At 65.1% G+C, this 14,790-nt stretch carries 13 protein-coding genes; 9 read left to right on the plus strand and 4 right to left on the minus strand.

All coding sequences use genetic code 11. From position 1 onward, the window contains the following. Positions 1-63: 63 nt before the first annotated feature. Positions 64-462 carry a VOC family protein gene (locus FHS28_RS18325; RefSeq protein WP_088454262.1) on the minus strand — a complete coding sequence of 133 codons (399 nt, stop codon included), beginning with the start codon at positions 460-462 and terminating at the stop codon, positions 64-66. Between the two features lie 112 nt (positions 463-574). On the opposite strand from FHS28_RS18325, the gene argA reads away from it, so the two are divergent. The 7 genes from argA (at position 575) to hemH (ending at position 10,114) form a co-directional block, all read left to right on the plus strand. Then, positions 575-1,915 carry an amino-acid N-acetyltransferase gene (gene argA, locus FHS28_RS18330; protein ID WP_088454261.1) on the plus strand — a complete coding sequence of 447 codons (1,341 nt, stop codon included), beginning with the start codon at positions 575-577 and terminating at the stop codon, positions 1,913-1,915. 117 nt (positions 1,916-2,032) lie between these two features. Then, complete coding sequence (locus FHS28_RS18335; RefSeq protein WP_088454260.1) at positions 2,033-2,305, plus strand: oxidative damage protection protein; 273 nt, start codon at positions 2,033-2,035, stop codon at positions 2,303-2,305. A 177-nt stretch (positions 2,306-2,482) separates the two neighbouring features. Then, entirely contained in the window at positions 2,483-2,785 is a 303-nt protein-coding gene (locus FHS28_RS18340; RefSeq protein WP_088454259.1) for an H-NS histone family protein, read from the plus strand. Positions 2,786-2,954: 169 nt separating this feature from the next. Continuing rightward, complete coding sequence (gene dnaG, locus FHS28_RS18345; protein ID WP_445677841.1) at positions 2,955-5,168, plus strand: DNA primase; 2,214 nt, start codon at positions 2,955-2,957, stop codon at positions 5,166-5,168. Between the two features lie 338 nt (positions 5,169-5,506). Next, a complete protein-coding gene (gene rpoD / locus FHS28_RS18350) occupies positions 5,507-7,723 on the plus strand; it encodes an RNA polymerase sigma factor RpoD (RefSeq protein WP_088454257.1) in 2,217 nt (738 codons plus the stop codon). A 263-nt stretch (positions 7,724-7,986) separates the two neighbouring features. Then, positions 7,987-8,928, plus strand: a complete 942-nt coding sequence (locus tag FHS28_RS18355) for an adenylate/guanylate cyclase domain-containing protein (RefSeq protein ID WP_088454256.1) — start codon at positions 7,987-7,989, stop codon at positions 8,926-8,928. 94 nt (positions 8,929-9,022) lie between these two features. Then, entirely contained in the window at positions 9,023-10,114 is a 1,092-nt protein-coding gene (gene hemH, locus FHS28_RS18360; RefSeq protein ID WP_088454255.1) for a ferrochelatase, read from the plus strand. A 42-nt stretch (positions 10,115-10,156) separates the two neighbouring features. Here hemH and FHS28_RS18365 read toward each other — a convergent pair whose 3' ends face one another. From FHS28_RS18365 to FHS28_RS18375, 3 genes are all read right to left on the minus strand, one after another. Beyond that, on the minus strand, positions 10,157-11,677 hold the full coding sequence (locus tag FHS28_RS18365; protein ID WP_088454359.1) for a tripartite tricarboxylate transporter permease: 1,521 nt from the start codon (positions 11,675-11,677) through the stop codon (positions 10,157-10,159). Positions 11,678-11,741: 64 nt separating this feature from the next. Beyond that, positions 11,742-12,290, minus strand: a complete 549-nt coding sequence (locus FHS28_RS18370; protein ID WP_088454254.1) for a tripartite tricarboxylate transporter TctB family protein — start codon at positions 12,288-12,290, stop codon at positions 11,742-11,744. Next, positions 12,287-13,249 carry a tripartite tricarboxylate transporter substrate binding protein gene (locus FHS28_RS18375; protein WP_088454253.1) on the minus strand — a complete coding sequence of 321 codons (963 nt, stop codon included), beginning with the start codon at positions 13,247-13,249 and terminating at the stop codon, positions 12,287-12,289. Before FHS28_RS18375 ends, FHS28_RS18370 begins: the two co-directional genes overlap by 4 nt. Before the next feature lie 371 nt (positions 13,250-13,620). On the opposite strand from FHS28_RS18375, the gene FHS28_RS18380 reads away from it, so the two are divergent. Both FHS28_RS18380 and grpE read left to right on the plus strand, forming a co-directional pair. Next, on the plus strand, positions 13,621-14,067 hold the full coding sequence (locus FHS28_RS18380) for an Hsp15 family ribosome-associated heat shock protein (RefSeq protein ID WP_088454358.1): 447 nt from the start codon (positions 13,621-13,623) through the stop codon (positions 14,065-14,067). Between the two features lie 149 nt (positions 14,068-14,216). Next, positions 14,217-14,729, plus strand: coding sequence for a nucleotide exchange factor GrpE (gene grpE, locus FHS28_RS18385; RefSeq protein ID WP_088454252.1), 513 nt, complete (start codon positions 14,217-14,219; stop codon positions 14,727-14,729). Positions 14,730-14,790: the final 61 nt, after the last annotated feature.

Consider the following 14,790-nt stretch of genomic DNA (forward strand, 5'->3'; position numbering starts at 1 on the left):
GGCGCATTATCCGCCCCCCGCTTCCTTTCGTCGGTTCGCCAGGCCCCACGGGCCTACGGCCCCTCAGGACATCTGCGACGCGTAGGTGATGACGTTGATCACCGCGCCTTGCGGATCCTGCAGGGTGGCCATGCGTCCGACGGTCGGAATGTCGGTCACCGGCATCAGGATCTTGCCGCCCAGCTCCACCGCCTTGGCCGCCGTGGCGTCCACGTCCTGCACCGTCACATAGGTCATCCAGTGCGGCGGCAGCGGCTGGTCCGCCGGGGTTTTGAACATCCCGGCCACGGCGGTCTCCCCCACCTTCGCCACGCGGTAGATCTCGCCGGGCGCCGCCCCGGGCATCGGCATCGATTCCAGCTTCCAGCCGAAGAGGCTTCCGTAGAACTCGGCGGCCTTGTCCGGCGCGGGCGTGATCAGCTCGGACCAGCTGAAGGCGCCGTGGGTTTTGAAGACATCCATGTGCAACTCCCCTTGTGTCTGTGTGAAAGCTGCATGCTCTCGCGGCGCCCTGTGCACATCAAGAGGCCTTGAACCCGCGTCCGGGGGACAGGGTGCGGCACAATTCGCGTTCATGAGCCTGGTCTTCCCCCACACCTTCGTTCCGTGGTTTCGCGCGGTGGCCCCCTATATCCATGCCTACCGCGGCGAAACATTCGTTGTCGGCATGACCGGGGAAATGATTGCGGCCGGCAAGCTCAACAGTTTCGTGCAGGATCTCGCCATCATGCATGCCATGGGCATCAAGATCGTGCTGGTGCATGGTTTCCGCCCGCAGGTGAATGAGCAGCTCGCGGCCAAGGGCCACCCGGCGCTCTACAGCCACGGCATGCGCATCACCGACGCCATCACGCTGGATTGCGCGCAGGAAGCCGCTGGCCAGTTGCGGTTTGAAATTGAAGCGGCCTTCTCGCAGGGTTTGCCCAACACGCCGATGGCCAATTCCACGGTGCGGGTGGTTTCCGGCAATTTTCTGACCGCGCGGCCCGTCGGCATCGTGGACGGCGTGGATTTCAAGCACAGCGGGATTGTTCGGCGTGTGGATGCCGCAGCCATCCAGCGGGCGATTGATATTGGCGCCATCGTGTTGATGTCGCCATTTGGTTTTTCCCCGACCGGCGACGCCTTCAATCTGATGATGGAAGACGTGGCCACCGCGACCGCGATTGCGCTGCAGGCCGACAAGCTGCTCTTCATGACGGAAGTGGAAGGGGTGCGCGAAAACCCCGAAGATCCGGACAGCAACATCGATACCGAACTGGCGCTGGCCGAAGCCAAACGGCTGATGGCCAAGTTGCCGCCGCCAACGCAGCCCACCGATGTGGGCTTCTATCTGCAGTACTGCGTGAAAGCCTGTGAAGCGGGCGTGGAACGGAGCCACATCCTGCCGTTTGCGGTGGATGGCGCGCTGCTGCAGGAGGTCTATACCCACGACGGTATCGGCACGATGGTGGTGGATGAAAAACTCGAAAGTCTGAGGGAAGCCACCCACGACGATATTGGCAGCCTGATCGCCCTGATTGAACCGTTTGAACGCGACGGCACCCTGGTGAAACGGGACCGCAGTGAAATTGAGCGGGACATCGAGACCTATACGGTGATCGAGCACGACGGCGTGATTTTCGGCTGTGCCGCGCTGCACCCATATCAGGAAGCGCGCACCGCGGAAATGGCGGCGCTGACGGTCTCCAGCGCGGTGCAGGGTCAGGGCGATGGCGAGCGGCTGCTCAAGCGGATCGAGCAGCGCGCCCGTGCACTGGGCCTCACCAGCATTTTTGTGCTGACCACCCGCACCATGCATTGGTTCATCAAACGCGGCTTCCAGCCGGTGGATCCGAACTGGCTGCCGGAAGAGCGCAAGCGCAAGTACAACTGGGACCGTCGTTCCCAGGTGCTGGTGAAGAAACTGGCCTGAATTTTTTCCACTCAGCGCCAGGGTTTCGCGGGGTTGATCGCCCGTTGAACATTTGTTTCATTCAGTCGCGAAGATTTCTCGCGGCTGCCCCCACACTCTTTGAGCATCGAGGTTGATATGGCTCGTACCGTCCAATGCGTTTATCTGAAGAAGGAAGCCGAGGGCATGGACTTCCCCGTCTATCCCGGCGAACTGGGCAAGCGCATCTATGAAAATGTTTCCAAGGAAGCCTGGGCGGCCTGGATGAAGCATCAGACGATGCTGGTGAACGAAAACCGCCTGAATCTGGCCGACCAGCGTGCCCGCCAATACCTGGCCCGCCAGATGGAGCAGTTCTTCTTTGGCGACGGTGCCGAACAGCCGGCGGGATATGTGCCGCCGGCCGCCTGATTACCGTGGATCCTGCCTCGCTTTGGGCTGACTTTGACAGGTAGGGCCCTGCCCCATCGTTGTCAAATTGAGTGGATGGGCGATTACCCCCTTGCGGAGATATACAAGGGCCTGCATATAATGCGGGCATGCCCTATTTCGGGCCTTGGCTGTTGAACCTTGTGAGGAATTGCATAAATGGCATCGCTCAAAGATCTGTTGGCCCAGCGGGCCGCTCTGGAACAGCAAATCGCGGAAACCCAGGAGCGTGAACGCGCTGATGCGATCGCGAAGGTGAAGTCGCTGATGTCCGAATATGGACTGAATGTGGCGGACCTGACGGCTCGCAGCGCCAAAACGACCGGCGCCAAGGCTTCGAAGGTGGCGGCCAAGTACCGCAATCAGGCCACCGGCGAGAGCTGGAGCGGTCGTGGCCTGCAGCCCAAGTGGCTCAAGGCTGCCATTGCCAATGGCGCCAAGCTGGAAGATTTCGTTCTGTAAGTTCTCCGTTGCGCGCGGCCCCCACCCAGGGGGCCGTAAGCACCCGGTCCGCCCGAAGGCGATCGCAACCCCTAGGCGCTAGCGCGAGGGGGGAGCGATCGCCTTCGGCGCTAAAATAGATCCAGTGATCCCACCGGGCTTTATTCAGGACCTTCTTTCGCGTGTCGACATCGTGGACATCGTGTCCCGTCACGTCGATCTGAAAAAGGCCGGCATCAACCACAAGGGCCTGTGCCCCTTCCACGGCGAGAAGTCTCCCAGCTTCATCGTCAGCCCCTCCCGCCAGACCTATCACTGCTTCGGCTGCGGCGTGCACGGCAATGCGGTGGGCTTCCTGATGGAGCACCTCGGCATTGGCTTCGTGGATGCCGTGCGCGACCTCGCCCAGCAGGCCGGCATGCAGGTGCCCGAAGACGACCGCAGTCCTGCAGACCGCGAACGCGAAAAGCTGGTCAAGCAGCGCCAGGCCACCCTTACCGAGGTGCTGGCCAAAGCCAGCCAGCACTATCGCCAGCAGCTCAAATCGAGCCCCCGGGCCATCGACTACCTAAAAGGCCGCGGCCTCACCGGCCAGATCGCCGCCCAGTTTGGCCTCGGCTACAGCCCCGAAGGCTGGCGCACCCTGGCCAGCGCCTTCCCGGCCTACGACGACCCGCTGCTGGTGGAAACCGGCCTCGTCATTCTTCAGGACGATCCCGGCAAGAGCGAAGCTGAACAACGCCGCTACGACCGTTTCCGCGACCGCATCATGTTCCCCATCCGGAATGTGCAGGGCGACGTGATCGGTTTTGGTGGCCGGGTCCTGGACAAGGGCGAACCCAAATACCTGAATTCCCCCGAAACCCCGGTCTTCAGCAAAGGCAAGGAACTCTACGGCCTGTATGAAGCCCGGCCGGACATGCGCCGCCGGGGTTATGCACTGGTGGTCGAGGGCTACATGGACGTGGTGGCCCTGGCCCAGAGCGGCTTCGGCAATGCGGTGGCCACGCTGGGCACGGCCTGCACCCAGGACCATGTGCAGAAGCTGTTCCGCTTCACCGAATCGGTGGTGTTCAGCTTCGACGGGGACGCAGCCGGCCGCCGCGCGGCGGGCCGGGCCATGGAAGCCGCCCTGCCCCACGCCACCGAAACCCGCACGATCAAATTCCTGTTCCTGCCGGCGGAGCACGACCCGGACTCGTACGTGCGGGAACTGGGCGCCGACGCCTTTGAGCGCTGCGTGGAGCAGGCCATTCCGCTGTCACGCCAGCTGATGGACAGTGCCGCAGAAGGCTGCGACCTGGGCAGTCCGGAAGGGCGCGCGCGCATGCTCACCAACGCGCGTCCGCTGTGGTTCGCCCTGCCCGAAGGCCTGCTCAAGCGCCAGCTGCTGGGTGAACTGGCCCGCCGTGCCCAATTGCCGGACCAGGAACTGCTGGGCCTGTGGCAGGCCACTGCGCCGCGCCCCCGCATGGAGCACCGCCAGGGCGATGCCCCCGCCATGCAGGCAGGCCATGGCGCACCGGGCGCATACGGTGCTCACGGCGGCCATGGAGGCCATGGCGCACCGGGCCGTGCCACCCGCGCCGCTGGCGCACCCTCCGGTGACGGCGCCGGCCCTGGCCCGCACCCTCATTTCGCTGACATCCCAACCTCCGCTTACGGAGATGAAGGCGACTTCCACGGTGATCTGCATGACATCGCCCCGCCGGTCGATGCGCACGGTGGATATGGCGGATATGGCGCCAGCCCCGCCATGGGCGGCGGAGCACCTGGCGGCGCCGGTGGTGCTGGGGGCGGCTACGGCAACGGGAACCGCTATGGCCCAGGCTACGGCGCGCAGGGCAGCCCATCCGGCGCGGCCGGCGCCAGCGCCTCCGGCGGCTTCAAAGGCAAAGGCGACTTCAAAGGCAAGTTCGGCGGCAAGGGTGGCAGATGGAATGACTGGAAGCGTCGGGACCAGGACCCGACCATCGGCATGCCGCGCAAGGCTCCGCCCGCGCCCATGGACCATGCGGTGCGGATGCTGCTGCTGCACGGCGAACTCTGGCAGGTGCTCAGTGAGCAGGACCTGCAGTTGCTGCATGAACTGCCTGCCGAACACGGTCAACTCATTGCCTGGCTGGAGCGGTTCATGATGGATCACGGCCCAAGCCCGTGGGCCGTGCTGCAGATCGCCCTCGTCGAGGCGGACCAGCTCGAACTCGCCCAGCGTGTCTGCGGCGGTCCGCTGACCGCCCCGCCGGCAGACGAATCCGCCCATGACGAATTTCGTCATGTCATGCGCAAACTCTGGATTGTTCGCCTGGAGCAGGAAGCGACCCAGATTGCCACCAGCCAATCGCCCGACATTGGCAAATTGAAGCTAATCCGCAATCAAATCGAGGAATTGAAAGCCGTTTAATTTGGGCATTTTGACCATTCCCTCGATTTCGTGGATAATCTAGCCCTTTCGCGCGTCAAGAGTGACGGCAGCACCAACCGGTCCCCGGCCCCCCACTGACCCTGGGCAATGAAAAAGTGGCCACCTATCACCGCCTGGACTGCAACTCCAAACGATCACGCTAGCCTTCACGCGCAACCTTGAGCTGGTGGGAACACTCCCCACATAAGGCTCAAGGCAGAGATCGAGCCGCCTGGGCTCGTCGCGCCGCCACTGATGCGGTTGCCGGCGATCCAGGTGGCCGTTTGCGTTGCACGCCCCAAAGAATTCCCGAATCACTCGCCGACCCGAGGAACTGCATGACCGCCAAAAAGACCGCTTCCAAGGCTGCCGCCGCAGAGACTGAAGAGATCAAGAAGCCTGCCAAGGCTGCTGCCAAAACCACCAAGGCTGCCGCTGCCACGGACGAAGCCAAGCCCAAGCGCGGCCGCAAGCCCAAGGCGGAGACCGAGTCCAAGAAGACCGGCAAGGCCAAGGTGGAAGAGGAAGAAGAAGATTTTGGTGATGTCGATGCCGAGATCGAAGCCGAAGCAGATCCGGAAGTCGAGGCCGAGGCCGACGTCGAAGAAGCCGTCGGCGAGGACAAGCCCAAGGCCAAGCCGCTGCGCATGAAGGTCAGCCGCGCCAAGGAGCGCGCGCTGATGCGTGAATTCGGTCTGGACGAAACCGCCCTGACCGAAGAGGAAGTGGCCAAGCGTCGTCAGGAACTGAAGACGCTGATCAAGATGGGCAAGACCCGTGGTTTCCTGACCCATCAGGAAATCAACGACCACCTGCCCGAAAAGCTGATCAACGAGGAAATCCTCGAGGCGATCGTCTCCATGTTGAACGACATGGGCATCGCCGTGTATGAGCAGGCGCCGGATGCCGCCACCCTGCTGATCCAGGGCAGCACCTCGCCCACCGCCACCGAAGAAGAAGCCGAAGAAGCTGCGGAAGCCGCGCTCTCGACGGTGGACTCTGAATTCGGCCGCACCACCGACCCGGTCCGCATGTACATGCGCGAAATGGGCACGGTGGAACTGCTGACCCGTGAAGGCGAAATCGAAATTGCCAAGCGCATCGAAGGTGGCCTGCAGGCCATGATGCTGGCCATTTCCGCCTCGCCCACCACCATTGCAGAGATCCTGGCCATGGCCGCCAAGATCCGCGCCGGTGAAATGCAGATTTCCGAGGCCGTCGATGGTTTCGTCTCCGATGACGAAGCGGACGACTATGTGGCCGAAGAAGACTTCGACGAATTCGACGAAGAAGACGACGACGACGGCGCCGGCGGCTCCAAGGCCCTGACCAAGAAGCTGGAAGAGCTGAAAAACGCCGCGCTGGTGAAGTTGGACTCGCTGGCCGTCAACTTCGACAAGATGCGCAAGGCTTTCGAGAAGGACGGCTACAAGTCGGCCAACTACAACAAGGCCCAGGCAGCCATCAGCAGCGAGCTGATGACCATCCGCTTCACCGTCAAGACCATCGAGAAGCTGTGCGACATCCTGCGCTCGCAGGTGGACGACGTGCGCCGCTATGAACGCGAGATCCGCAAGATCGTCGTGGACAAGTGCGGCATGCCGCAGGAACACTTCATCAAGGTGTTCCCGCCCAACGTGCTGAACCTGCAGTGGGCCGAGAAGGAAGTCGCTTCGGGCAAGAACTACAGCAATGTGATGTCGCGCAATCTGCCGGCCATCCAGGAGCTGCAGCAGAAGCTGATCGACGTGCAGGCCCGGGCCGTGGTGCCGCTGGACGATCTCAAGGAGATCAACAAGCGGATGAACGAAGGCGAAAAGGCCTCCCGCGATGCGAAGAAGGAAATGATCGAGGCCAACCTGCGCCTGGTCATCTCGATTGCGAAGAAGTACACCAACCGCGGTCTGCAGTTCCTGGACCTGATCCAGGAAGGCAACATCGGCCTGATGAAGGCGGTGGACAAATTCGAATATCGCCGCGGCTACAAGTTCTCGACCTATGCCACCTGGTGGATCCGTCAGGCCATCACCCGCTCGATTGCCGACCAGGCCCGCACGATTCGCATCCCGGTTCACATGATCGAAACGATCAACAAGATGAACCGCATCTCGCGTCAGCATCTGCAGGAATTCGGCTTCGAGCCGGACGCCCCGACGCTGGCCGAGAAGATGGAAATGCCGGAGGACAAGATCCGCAAGATCATGAAGATCGCCAAAGAGCCGATCTCCATGGAAACGCCGATCGGGGACGACGACGACAGCCACCTGGGCGATTTCATCGAGGACACCAACAACACCGCGCCGATCGAAGCCGCCATGCAGGCCGGTCTGCGCGAAGTGGTGAAGGACATCCTCGACAGCCTGACCCCGCGCGAAGCCAAGGTGCTGCGCATGCGCTTCGGTATCGAGATGAGCACGGACCACACGCTGGAAGAAGTCGGCAAGCAGTTCGACGTCACCCGCGAGCGGATCCGCCAGATCGAAGCCAAGGCCATCCGCAAGCTCAAGCACCCGAGCCGTTCGGACAAGCTGCGCACCTATCTGGACAACCTCTGATCTGAGCGCCGCCATGCTCCCCCCGGGGAGCCTGCAATGCCCAAGGGCCGTACGTGAGTGCGGCCCTTTTTTCATGGGCAGCCCCCCCTTCCGCCTCTTCCCCCGGTTCCACTTTTGGGGGACAGTCGACCGCAGACCGCACTGGCGTGCGGTGTATGTGTGGCGTCGCGGACAACTGGCCCCCAAGGCAAGGGCTATTCACAGGGCTGAGGGGTGGAAGCGACCGCTACACTGAGACATTCGTCACACGAATAAGTCCAACAATGACCCAGATACGCGAGCGCACCGTTCTGTTTGCCGACTTGCGTGGCAGCACGGCGCTGTTCGAGACGCTGGGGAATGCCGAAGCCACCGGTCTGGTCACCCAGACGGTGGGCCTGCTGGCTCAGGCGGTGGGGGAATGCCGCGGTCATCTGATCAAGACCCTCGGCGACGGCCTGATGGCGGCCTTCGACAACCCCCGCGACGGCATCAAATCCGCCATGCGGATGCAGGAGCTGCTGATCAAGTCGGCCCACCGCATCGAGCGCCTGCGCAACATGCACCTGCAGATTGCGCTGGCGCGGGGCGAGGTGGTGGAGATTCATGGGGACTGCTTCGGCGACGCGGTGAACGTGGCCGCCCGGCTGCTGGACCATGCCGGCGACGGTGAGACGGTGGTGACCGCCGAAGTGGTGCACGGTCTCTCCAGCACGCAGAAGGCGCGGTTCCGCAGCCTGGACCAGATCAGCGTGCGGGGCCGGGTGGAACCGGTGCATGTCTATGTGCTGGACCAGGGCCTGCACGATGCCGGCGCCACCCAGTTCGGCGAGGTCATCCGTGCCGCCGCGCCGGATGGCATCCGGCTGGTCTGGCAAGACCTGGACCGGGTGTTCGACATCGACCAGATGCCCATCGTCCTCGGGCGCAGCACGCAGGCCACCTATTGCATCACCGATGTACGGGTGTCCCGCTCCCATGCCCGCATCGACTGGCAGGGCAGCAGCTTCAGCCTCACCGATCTGAGCTACAACGGCACCTTCGTGCGGTTCGGCCATGGCGGCCAGACGCTGAGCCTGCGCCGCGGTGCCTGCACCTTGCATGGGGCCGGCGCCATCGGCCTGGGCGGTCCGCCGTCCGACACGCTGGCACCCACGGTACGCTTTGAAGTGCTGCACCATGCCGAGACCGACCGCTCGCCACTGGTGATGAAACGCGGCGTCTGAGCCCCTGTGTCGCCCTGCGATCACGCAGGGTCGCTAACATCGCGGTCCGGCGCGGCCGCTCTCCGCCGCGCCCTCCCAAAGGTCCCCGTCCCCCATGAGCTACCAGCCCGAACCTGTTTTTGACCACGGCACGCCCGCCCGCATCGGCCTGCTGCTGTGCAACCTGGGCACGCCCGAGGCGCCCACGCCGGCAGCCACCCGCAAATATCTGGCGCAGTTTCTGTCCGACCCGCGGGTCATCGAGATTCCGAAGCTGGCCTGGTGGCCCATCCTGCACGGCATCATCCTGCGCACCCGCCCGGCGGCGTCGGCGAAGAAGTACGCCAGCATCTGGATGAAGGAAGGCTCGCCGCTGATGGTCTGGACCCAGCGCCAGGCGACGCTGCTGCAGGGCTATCTGGGGGAACGCGGACATCAGCTGATCGTGCGTCATGCAATGCGCTACGGCCAGCCGTCCATCGCCAGCCAGCTCGATGCGCTGCGCGCCGCCGGGGCCACGCGCATCCTGGTGCTGCCGGCCTATCCGCAATACTGTGCCGCCACCACCGCCAGCGTGGTGGACGATGTCGCCCGCTGGGCCCTGACTCACCGCCATCTGCCGGAGCTGCGCTTCGTCAACCGCTATCACGACCATCCCGCCTACATCGCTGCGCTGGCCGACAGCGTGCGCCAGCACTGGCAGAAGGAAGGTCGCGCCGACATGCTGGTGATGAGCTTTCACGGCATGCCGGCCCGCTCACTGACACTGGGGGACCCCTACCACTGCGAATGCCTCAAGACCGGCCGCCTGCTGGCGGAGGCGCTGGGGCTGTCGCCGGCGCAGTACAAGGTGACCTTCCAGAGCCGCTTTGGCAAGGCGCGCTGGCTGGAACCCTACACCGAGCCCACGCTGCGCAGCCTGGCGGGTAATGGCCTGAAGTCGGTCGATCTGATCTGCCCGGGCTTCGCAGCGGACTGCATCGAGACGCTGGAAGAAATCGACATGGAAGCCCGCGAGGCCTTCCTGCACAGCGGCGGCCAGCGCTTCAGCTACATCCCCTGCCTCAACGACAGCCCGCAGCACATCCGGGCGCTGACGGCCGTGGTGGAGCAGCATCTGCAGGGCTGGCCGACACAGGCCACGCCGGACACTGCGGCGCTGGCGCGTCAGCGGGATGCCGCGCTGATGCTGGGCGCCTCCCGTTAATCGCTCGGGGGCTTTGTCGCGCAGGCCCCCAGGCGCAGGCGGTCAGGCGCCCGTCGCGCCGGCCAGCGGTTGCGCCTGACGGCTGCGCCACCACTTCCAGACGCGCGGCATCACCAGGATCAGCACCACCACGCCCAGCAGTGACGCCGACATCGGCCGCTCCAGAAACACCCGCCAGTCGCCCCCGCCGATGGAGATGCCGTTGCGCAGGTGGGCCTCCGCCAGCGGACCGAGGATCATGCCCACCACCACCGGGGCCGTGGGGAAGTCAAAGCGCCGCATCACCACGCCCAGCAGGCCGATGGCCAGCATGACGTAGAGGTCGAAGGCGCTTTGGCGCATGCCATAGACCCCCACGGTCGCGAAGATCAGGATGCCGGCGTACAGCGGCGCCTTCGGGATCTTCAGCAGCTTCACCCACAGGCCCACCAGCGGCAGGTTCAGCACCAGCAGCATCACGTTGCCGATGTAGAGCGAGGCGATCAGCGCCCAGACCAGCGCAGACGAGGTCTGGAACAGCTGCGGTCCGGCCTGGATGCCATAGTTCTGCAGGGCGGAGAGCAGGATGGCCGCGGTCACCGAGGTCGGAATGCCCAGCGTCAGCAGCGGTACCAGCGTGCCGGTGACCGCCGCGTTGTTGGCCGCTTCTGGCCCCGCCACACCTTCGATGGCGCCGACCGTGCCGAACTCGTCCTGATGCTTGGAGAGCTTCCGCTCGGTGGCATAACTCAGGAAGGTCGGGATCTCGGTGCCCCCGGCGGGGATGACCCCGAAGGGGAAGCCCAGGGCCGTGCCCCGCAGCCAGGCTGGCACCGACCGGCGCCATTCCCCGCGCGACATGTGCACCCTGCCCATGGTGTTGAGCTGCTGCGCGCTCCGCCCTTCATACAGCGCCACATACAAGGTCTCTCCCACGGCAAACAGACCCACGGCCACCAGCACCGTCTCGATGCCGTCCATGAATTCCGGAATGCCGGCGGTGTAGCGCACCTGCCCGGTGATCTGGTCCAGACCGATCAGCCCCATGGCCAGGCCGATGAAGAGCGAGGTCATGCCGCGCAGGGTGCTCTGCCCCAGCACCGCGCTGACGGTGGTGAAGGCCAGCAACATCAGGCAGAAGTATTCCGGCGGGCCGAGCGTGACGGCGAAGTCCGCCAGCACCGGCGCAAACAACGTCACCAGCACGGTGGCGACGGTACCGGCCACGAAGGAACCGATGGCGGCGGTCGCCAGCGCGGCGCCTGCCCGTCCGCTGCGGGCCATCTTGAAGCCCTCCAGCGCGGTCACCATGGTGCCGGTCTCACCGGGGGTGTTGAGCAGGATGGAGGTGGTGGAGCCGCCGTACATCGCGCCGTAGTAGATGCCGGCAAAGAAGATCATCGAGGCGGTCGGGTCCACCTGCGCGGTGATCGGCAGCAGCATCGCCACCGTCACCGCCGGTCCCAGGCCCGGCAGCACGCCGATGGCGGTGCCCAGCGCGCAGCCGACGAAGGCCCACATCAGGTTGACGGGGGTCGCCGCTGTGGCGAAGCCGCCCATCAGCTGCGTCCAGAGTTCGGTCATGTTGTTGTCCTCTCCCAATACACGGTGCCGGGCCTCGCGGCCCGGCCGTCGACTTCAGCGGGGGTCAGAGCCAGCCGCCGGGGGTGATCGCCGGCAGGTTCAGCGCCAGCAGTTTGTTGAACAGCCAGAACACCGGGGCGGCGATCAGCACGCCGGTCACCACGTCGATCACCAGTTGCCGCACGCCCCCGCCGACCTTGCCTTCGGAGCGGCGGATGCCGCGGACCGCCAGCACAAAGCACAGCGTGCAGGCGAGCACAAAGCCGATGGTGGTGATGAGCGCCGCATTGGCCACCACCGCGCCGATCACCCAGGCGGCGGACCGCCAGTCCGCCCTGGGCGCGCCCGAGGGTGGCTCCATCTGGCGGAAGCCGCCGGTGCGGGATTCCCAGATCAGCCAGGCGCCGCAGAGCAGCAGCACCGCCGCGACCAGCCAGGGCAGCGCATTGGGCCCGACGCCGCCGTAGCCGGCTTCGGAGGGGATGGACGCTGCGCCCACCGCCATGATGGCGCCGATGAGCAAGGCGCCGCCGCCTACCAGCGTCTGCTGTAGCGGCGGCGGGGTGGTGTCCGGCGTGGTGGGGTCCTGCCGGTCGGCGTGCGGCGTGCTCATCCGACCATCCCCGACTTGACCATGATGGCGCGCAGCGAGGCGAACTCACGGTCGACGAAGTCTTCGAAGTCCTTGCCGGTGAGCACGGCGGGGGTCCATCCGTTCTTCTCCAGGGCCTCGGCCCAGGCCTTGGACTTGGTGGCCTTGACCACCAGGTCGGTCAGCGCCTGACGCTGGGCGGGGGTGATGCCGGGGGGCGCGTAGACGCCGCGCCAGTTGCCGATCTCGACGTTGTAGCCGAGCTCCTTCATCGTGGGCGCGTCCAGGCCCTTGATGCGGGTGGGTGCGGTCACAGCGATCGGGCGCATCTTGCCGCTTTCGATGTACTGCTGGAATTCGCTGAAGCCGCTGCCGCCGACGGTGACATTGCCGCCCAGAATGGCGGCAATGGCTTCACCGCCGCCACGGAAGGCGACGTAGTTGATCTTGGCGGCGTCCACGCCGGTCTCGCGGGCCAGCATGGCGGCGGCGACGTGTTCGGTGGAGCCGCGCGAGCCGCCGCCCCACTTGACGCTGCCAGGATCCTTCTTCATCTGCTCGACGACATCCTTCATCGTCTTGAGGGGCGAGCTGGCAGGCAGGACGAAGACGTTGTATTCGCTGGTGAGCCGGGCGATGGGGGTCGCCTGGCTGAGGGTGACGGGGGGCTTGCCGGTGATCAGACCGCCGAGCATGACGGCACCCATGACCATCAGCGCATTCGGGTCGCCCTTGCTGGCGTTGACGAACTGGGTCAGGCCGATGGCGCCGGCGGCACCGCCCTTGTTTTCAAAAGTGACGGTGCTGGCAGCGGCGGCGTCCTGGAGGGCCTTGCCGAGGGCGCGGCCGGTGATGTCCCAGCCGCCGCCGGGGTTGGCCGGCACCATGATCTTGAGGTTCGCGGCGGCACGGGCGGCGGTGGGCAGCAGGCCCAGGGCGGCCAGGGCGGCGGCGGTTTTGAGGAATTCGTCTCTGCGCATGCGTGTCTCTCCGGGTTATCTCTCTGGATATCCAGTCGATCCTCGCCTGAAAAACCCGCGTTCACCATCCGCAAGACCGCGTAGATGGGGGGCCCCCGGTATGCGCGCCTAGGGCGCGCATACCCGCCCCCCGAGGGGGCTGCGGGCCGACTTGGGGCGGCCCGGCGTCGGCCCTCGCCAGCGAACACTCACCGCCGCTTTGGACATCGCTTCGCTCGTCCGGCGCGACCTGGTGCGAAAAGGCGCGGTGAAGTCGAGGGCGGGGAGTCATGCTTTTGGGGCAGCGATTGGCTGTAGCCAGTTCGGGATTGCGGAATGCCCTGTGTTGAAGCACTTTTCTTGTTGGGGTGCACGTAGGAAAATCGATGGCAATGTCTTCTGCTTCCTCTTCCTCCCGTGCCGGCGACCGCGCTTCGTCGGACCTCGACAGCCTTCGGCTCGACAAATGGCTTTGGGCTGCGCGCTTTTATAAAACCCGGTCAATCGCCGTCGAGGAGATCGGCAAAGGCCGCGTGACCATCAACGGGCAGGCTGCCAAGGCCTCCCGCGATGTCCGGCCCGGCGACCTCGTCCGGTTCCGGCAGGGCCAGATCGACCGGGAGGTCAAGGTCGTGGCCATCAGCAGCATCCGCGGGCCCGCCCCCGTCGCCCAGACGCTGTACGAAGAAACACCCGACAGCATCGCCGCCCGCGAACGCGCGGCCGAGGCTCGCCGCCTCGCCCCCGAACCCGCCAGCACCATCGAGCAGGGCCGCCCCACCAAACAGGACCGCCGCCGCCTCGCCGAGTGGGACCGCTGGTCCGTCTCCATCGACTGAGCCCCCCTTCCTGGCGTCCAGATCGCAAAAATCTGCACGCATAGAATCCGGGGCCTCTTGAAACCCGCCGGGACGCACCCAAATACCGCGCATCGCCCGGTATGGGGGTCGCAACACACCCCCGCGGGCTTCGTTTTAGGGCCATCCACATGACCACTGAGAACCAAAACACCGACCCGCAGTCGCCAGAAGACACGCCCCCCATGGATCTCCAAGCCAAGCTGGCCGACACCGAGCACCGCCTGGCCGAGATGTCCGACGCCTATCTGCGCGCCAAAGCCGAGGTGGAAAACATCCGCCGCCGTGCCGAGGAAGACGTGGCCAAGGCCCGGAAGTTCGCCGTCGAAGGCTTCGCCGACGCCATGCTGCCAGTGATGGACTCGATGGAAGCCGCCATTGGCCGCCCCGACGCCACGGTGGAACAGGTCCTCGAAGGCGTCCACGCCACCCGTCGCCAACTGGCCGCCGCGCTGGAACGCAACAAGGTGCTGGAGATCAACCCGACCGCCGGCACGAAGTTCGATCCCCATCAGCACCAGGCCATCTCCGTGGTCCCCGCCGACCAGGAAGCCAATACCGTCGTGACCGTCCTCCAGAAGGGCTACTCCATCTACGATCGCGTGCTGCGCCCCGCCCTGGTGACCGTGGCCGCCCCCAAGTGATTCATCGGTCCGGATCCCCAAAACCCACGAAAAACACCTCGATCGATCCTCGAAACCCCGG

The organism is Roseateles terrae (assembly GCF_014192155.1).
GTDB classification, from domain to species: Bacteria; Pseudomonadota; Gammaproteobacteria; order Burkholderiales; family Burkholderiaceae_C; genus Roseateles; species Roseateles terrae.

Coding starts and splice junctions, on each gene's coding strand:
- FHS28_RS18325 (WP_088454262.1), bottom strand. CDS start 462: ATGGATGTCTTCAAAACCCACGGCGCCTTCAGCTGGTCCGAGCTGATC.
- argA (WP_088454261.1), top strand. CDS start 575: ATGAGCCTGGTCTTCCCCCACACCTTCGTTCCGTGGTTTCGCGCGGTG.
- FHS28_RS18335 (WP_088454260.1), top strand. CDS start 2,033: ATGGCTCGTACCGTCCAATGCGTTTATCTGAAGAAGGAAGCCGAGGGC.
- FHS28_RS18340 (WP_088454259.1), top strand. CDS start 2,483: ATGGCATCGCTCAAAGATCTGTTGGCCCAGCGGGCCGCTCTGGAACAG.
- rpoD (WP_088454257.1), top strand. CDS start 5,507: ATGACCGCCAAAAAGACCGCTTCCAAGGCTGCCGCCGCAGAGACTGAA.
- FHS28_RS18355 (WP_088454256.1), top strand. CDS start 7,987: ATGACCCAGATACGCGAGCGCACCGTTCTGTTTGCCGACTTGCGTGGC.
- hemH (WP_088454255.1), top strand. CDS start 9,023: ATGAGCTACCAGCCCGAACCTGTTTTTGACCACGGCACGCCCGCCCGC.
- FHS28_RS18365 (WP_088454359.1), bottom strand. CDS start 11,677: ATGACCGAACTCTGGACGCAGCTGATGGGCGGCTTCGCCACAGCGGCG.
- FHS28_RS18370 (WP_088454254.1), bottom strand. CDS start 12,290: ATGAGCACGCCGCACGCCGACCGGCAGGACCCCACCACGCCGGACACC.
- FHS28_RS18375 (WP_088454253.1), bottom strand. CDS start 13,249: ATGCGCAGAGACGAATTCCTCAAAACCGCCGCCGCCCTGGCCGCCCTG.
- FHS28_RS18380 (WP_088454358.1), top strand. CDS start 13,621: ATGTCTTCTGCTTCCTCTTCCTCCCGTGCCGGCGACCGCGCTTCGTCG.
- grpE (WP_088454252.1), top strand. CDS start 14,217: ATGACCACTGAGAACCAAAACACCGACCCGCAGTCGCCAGAAGACACG.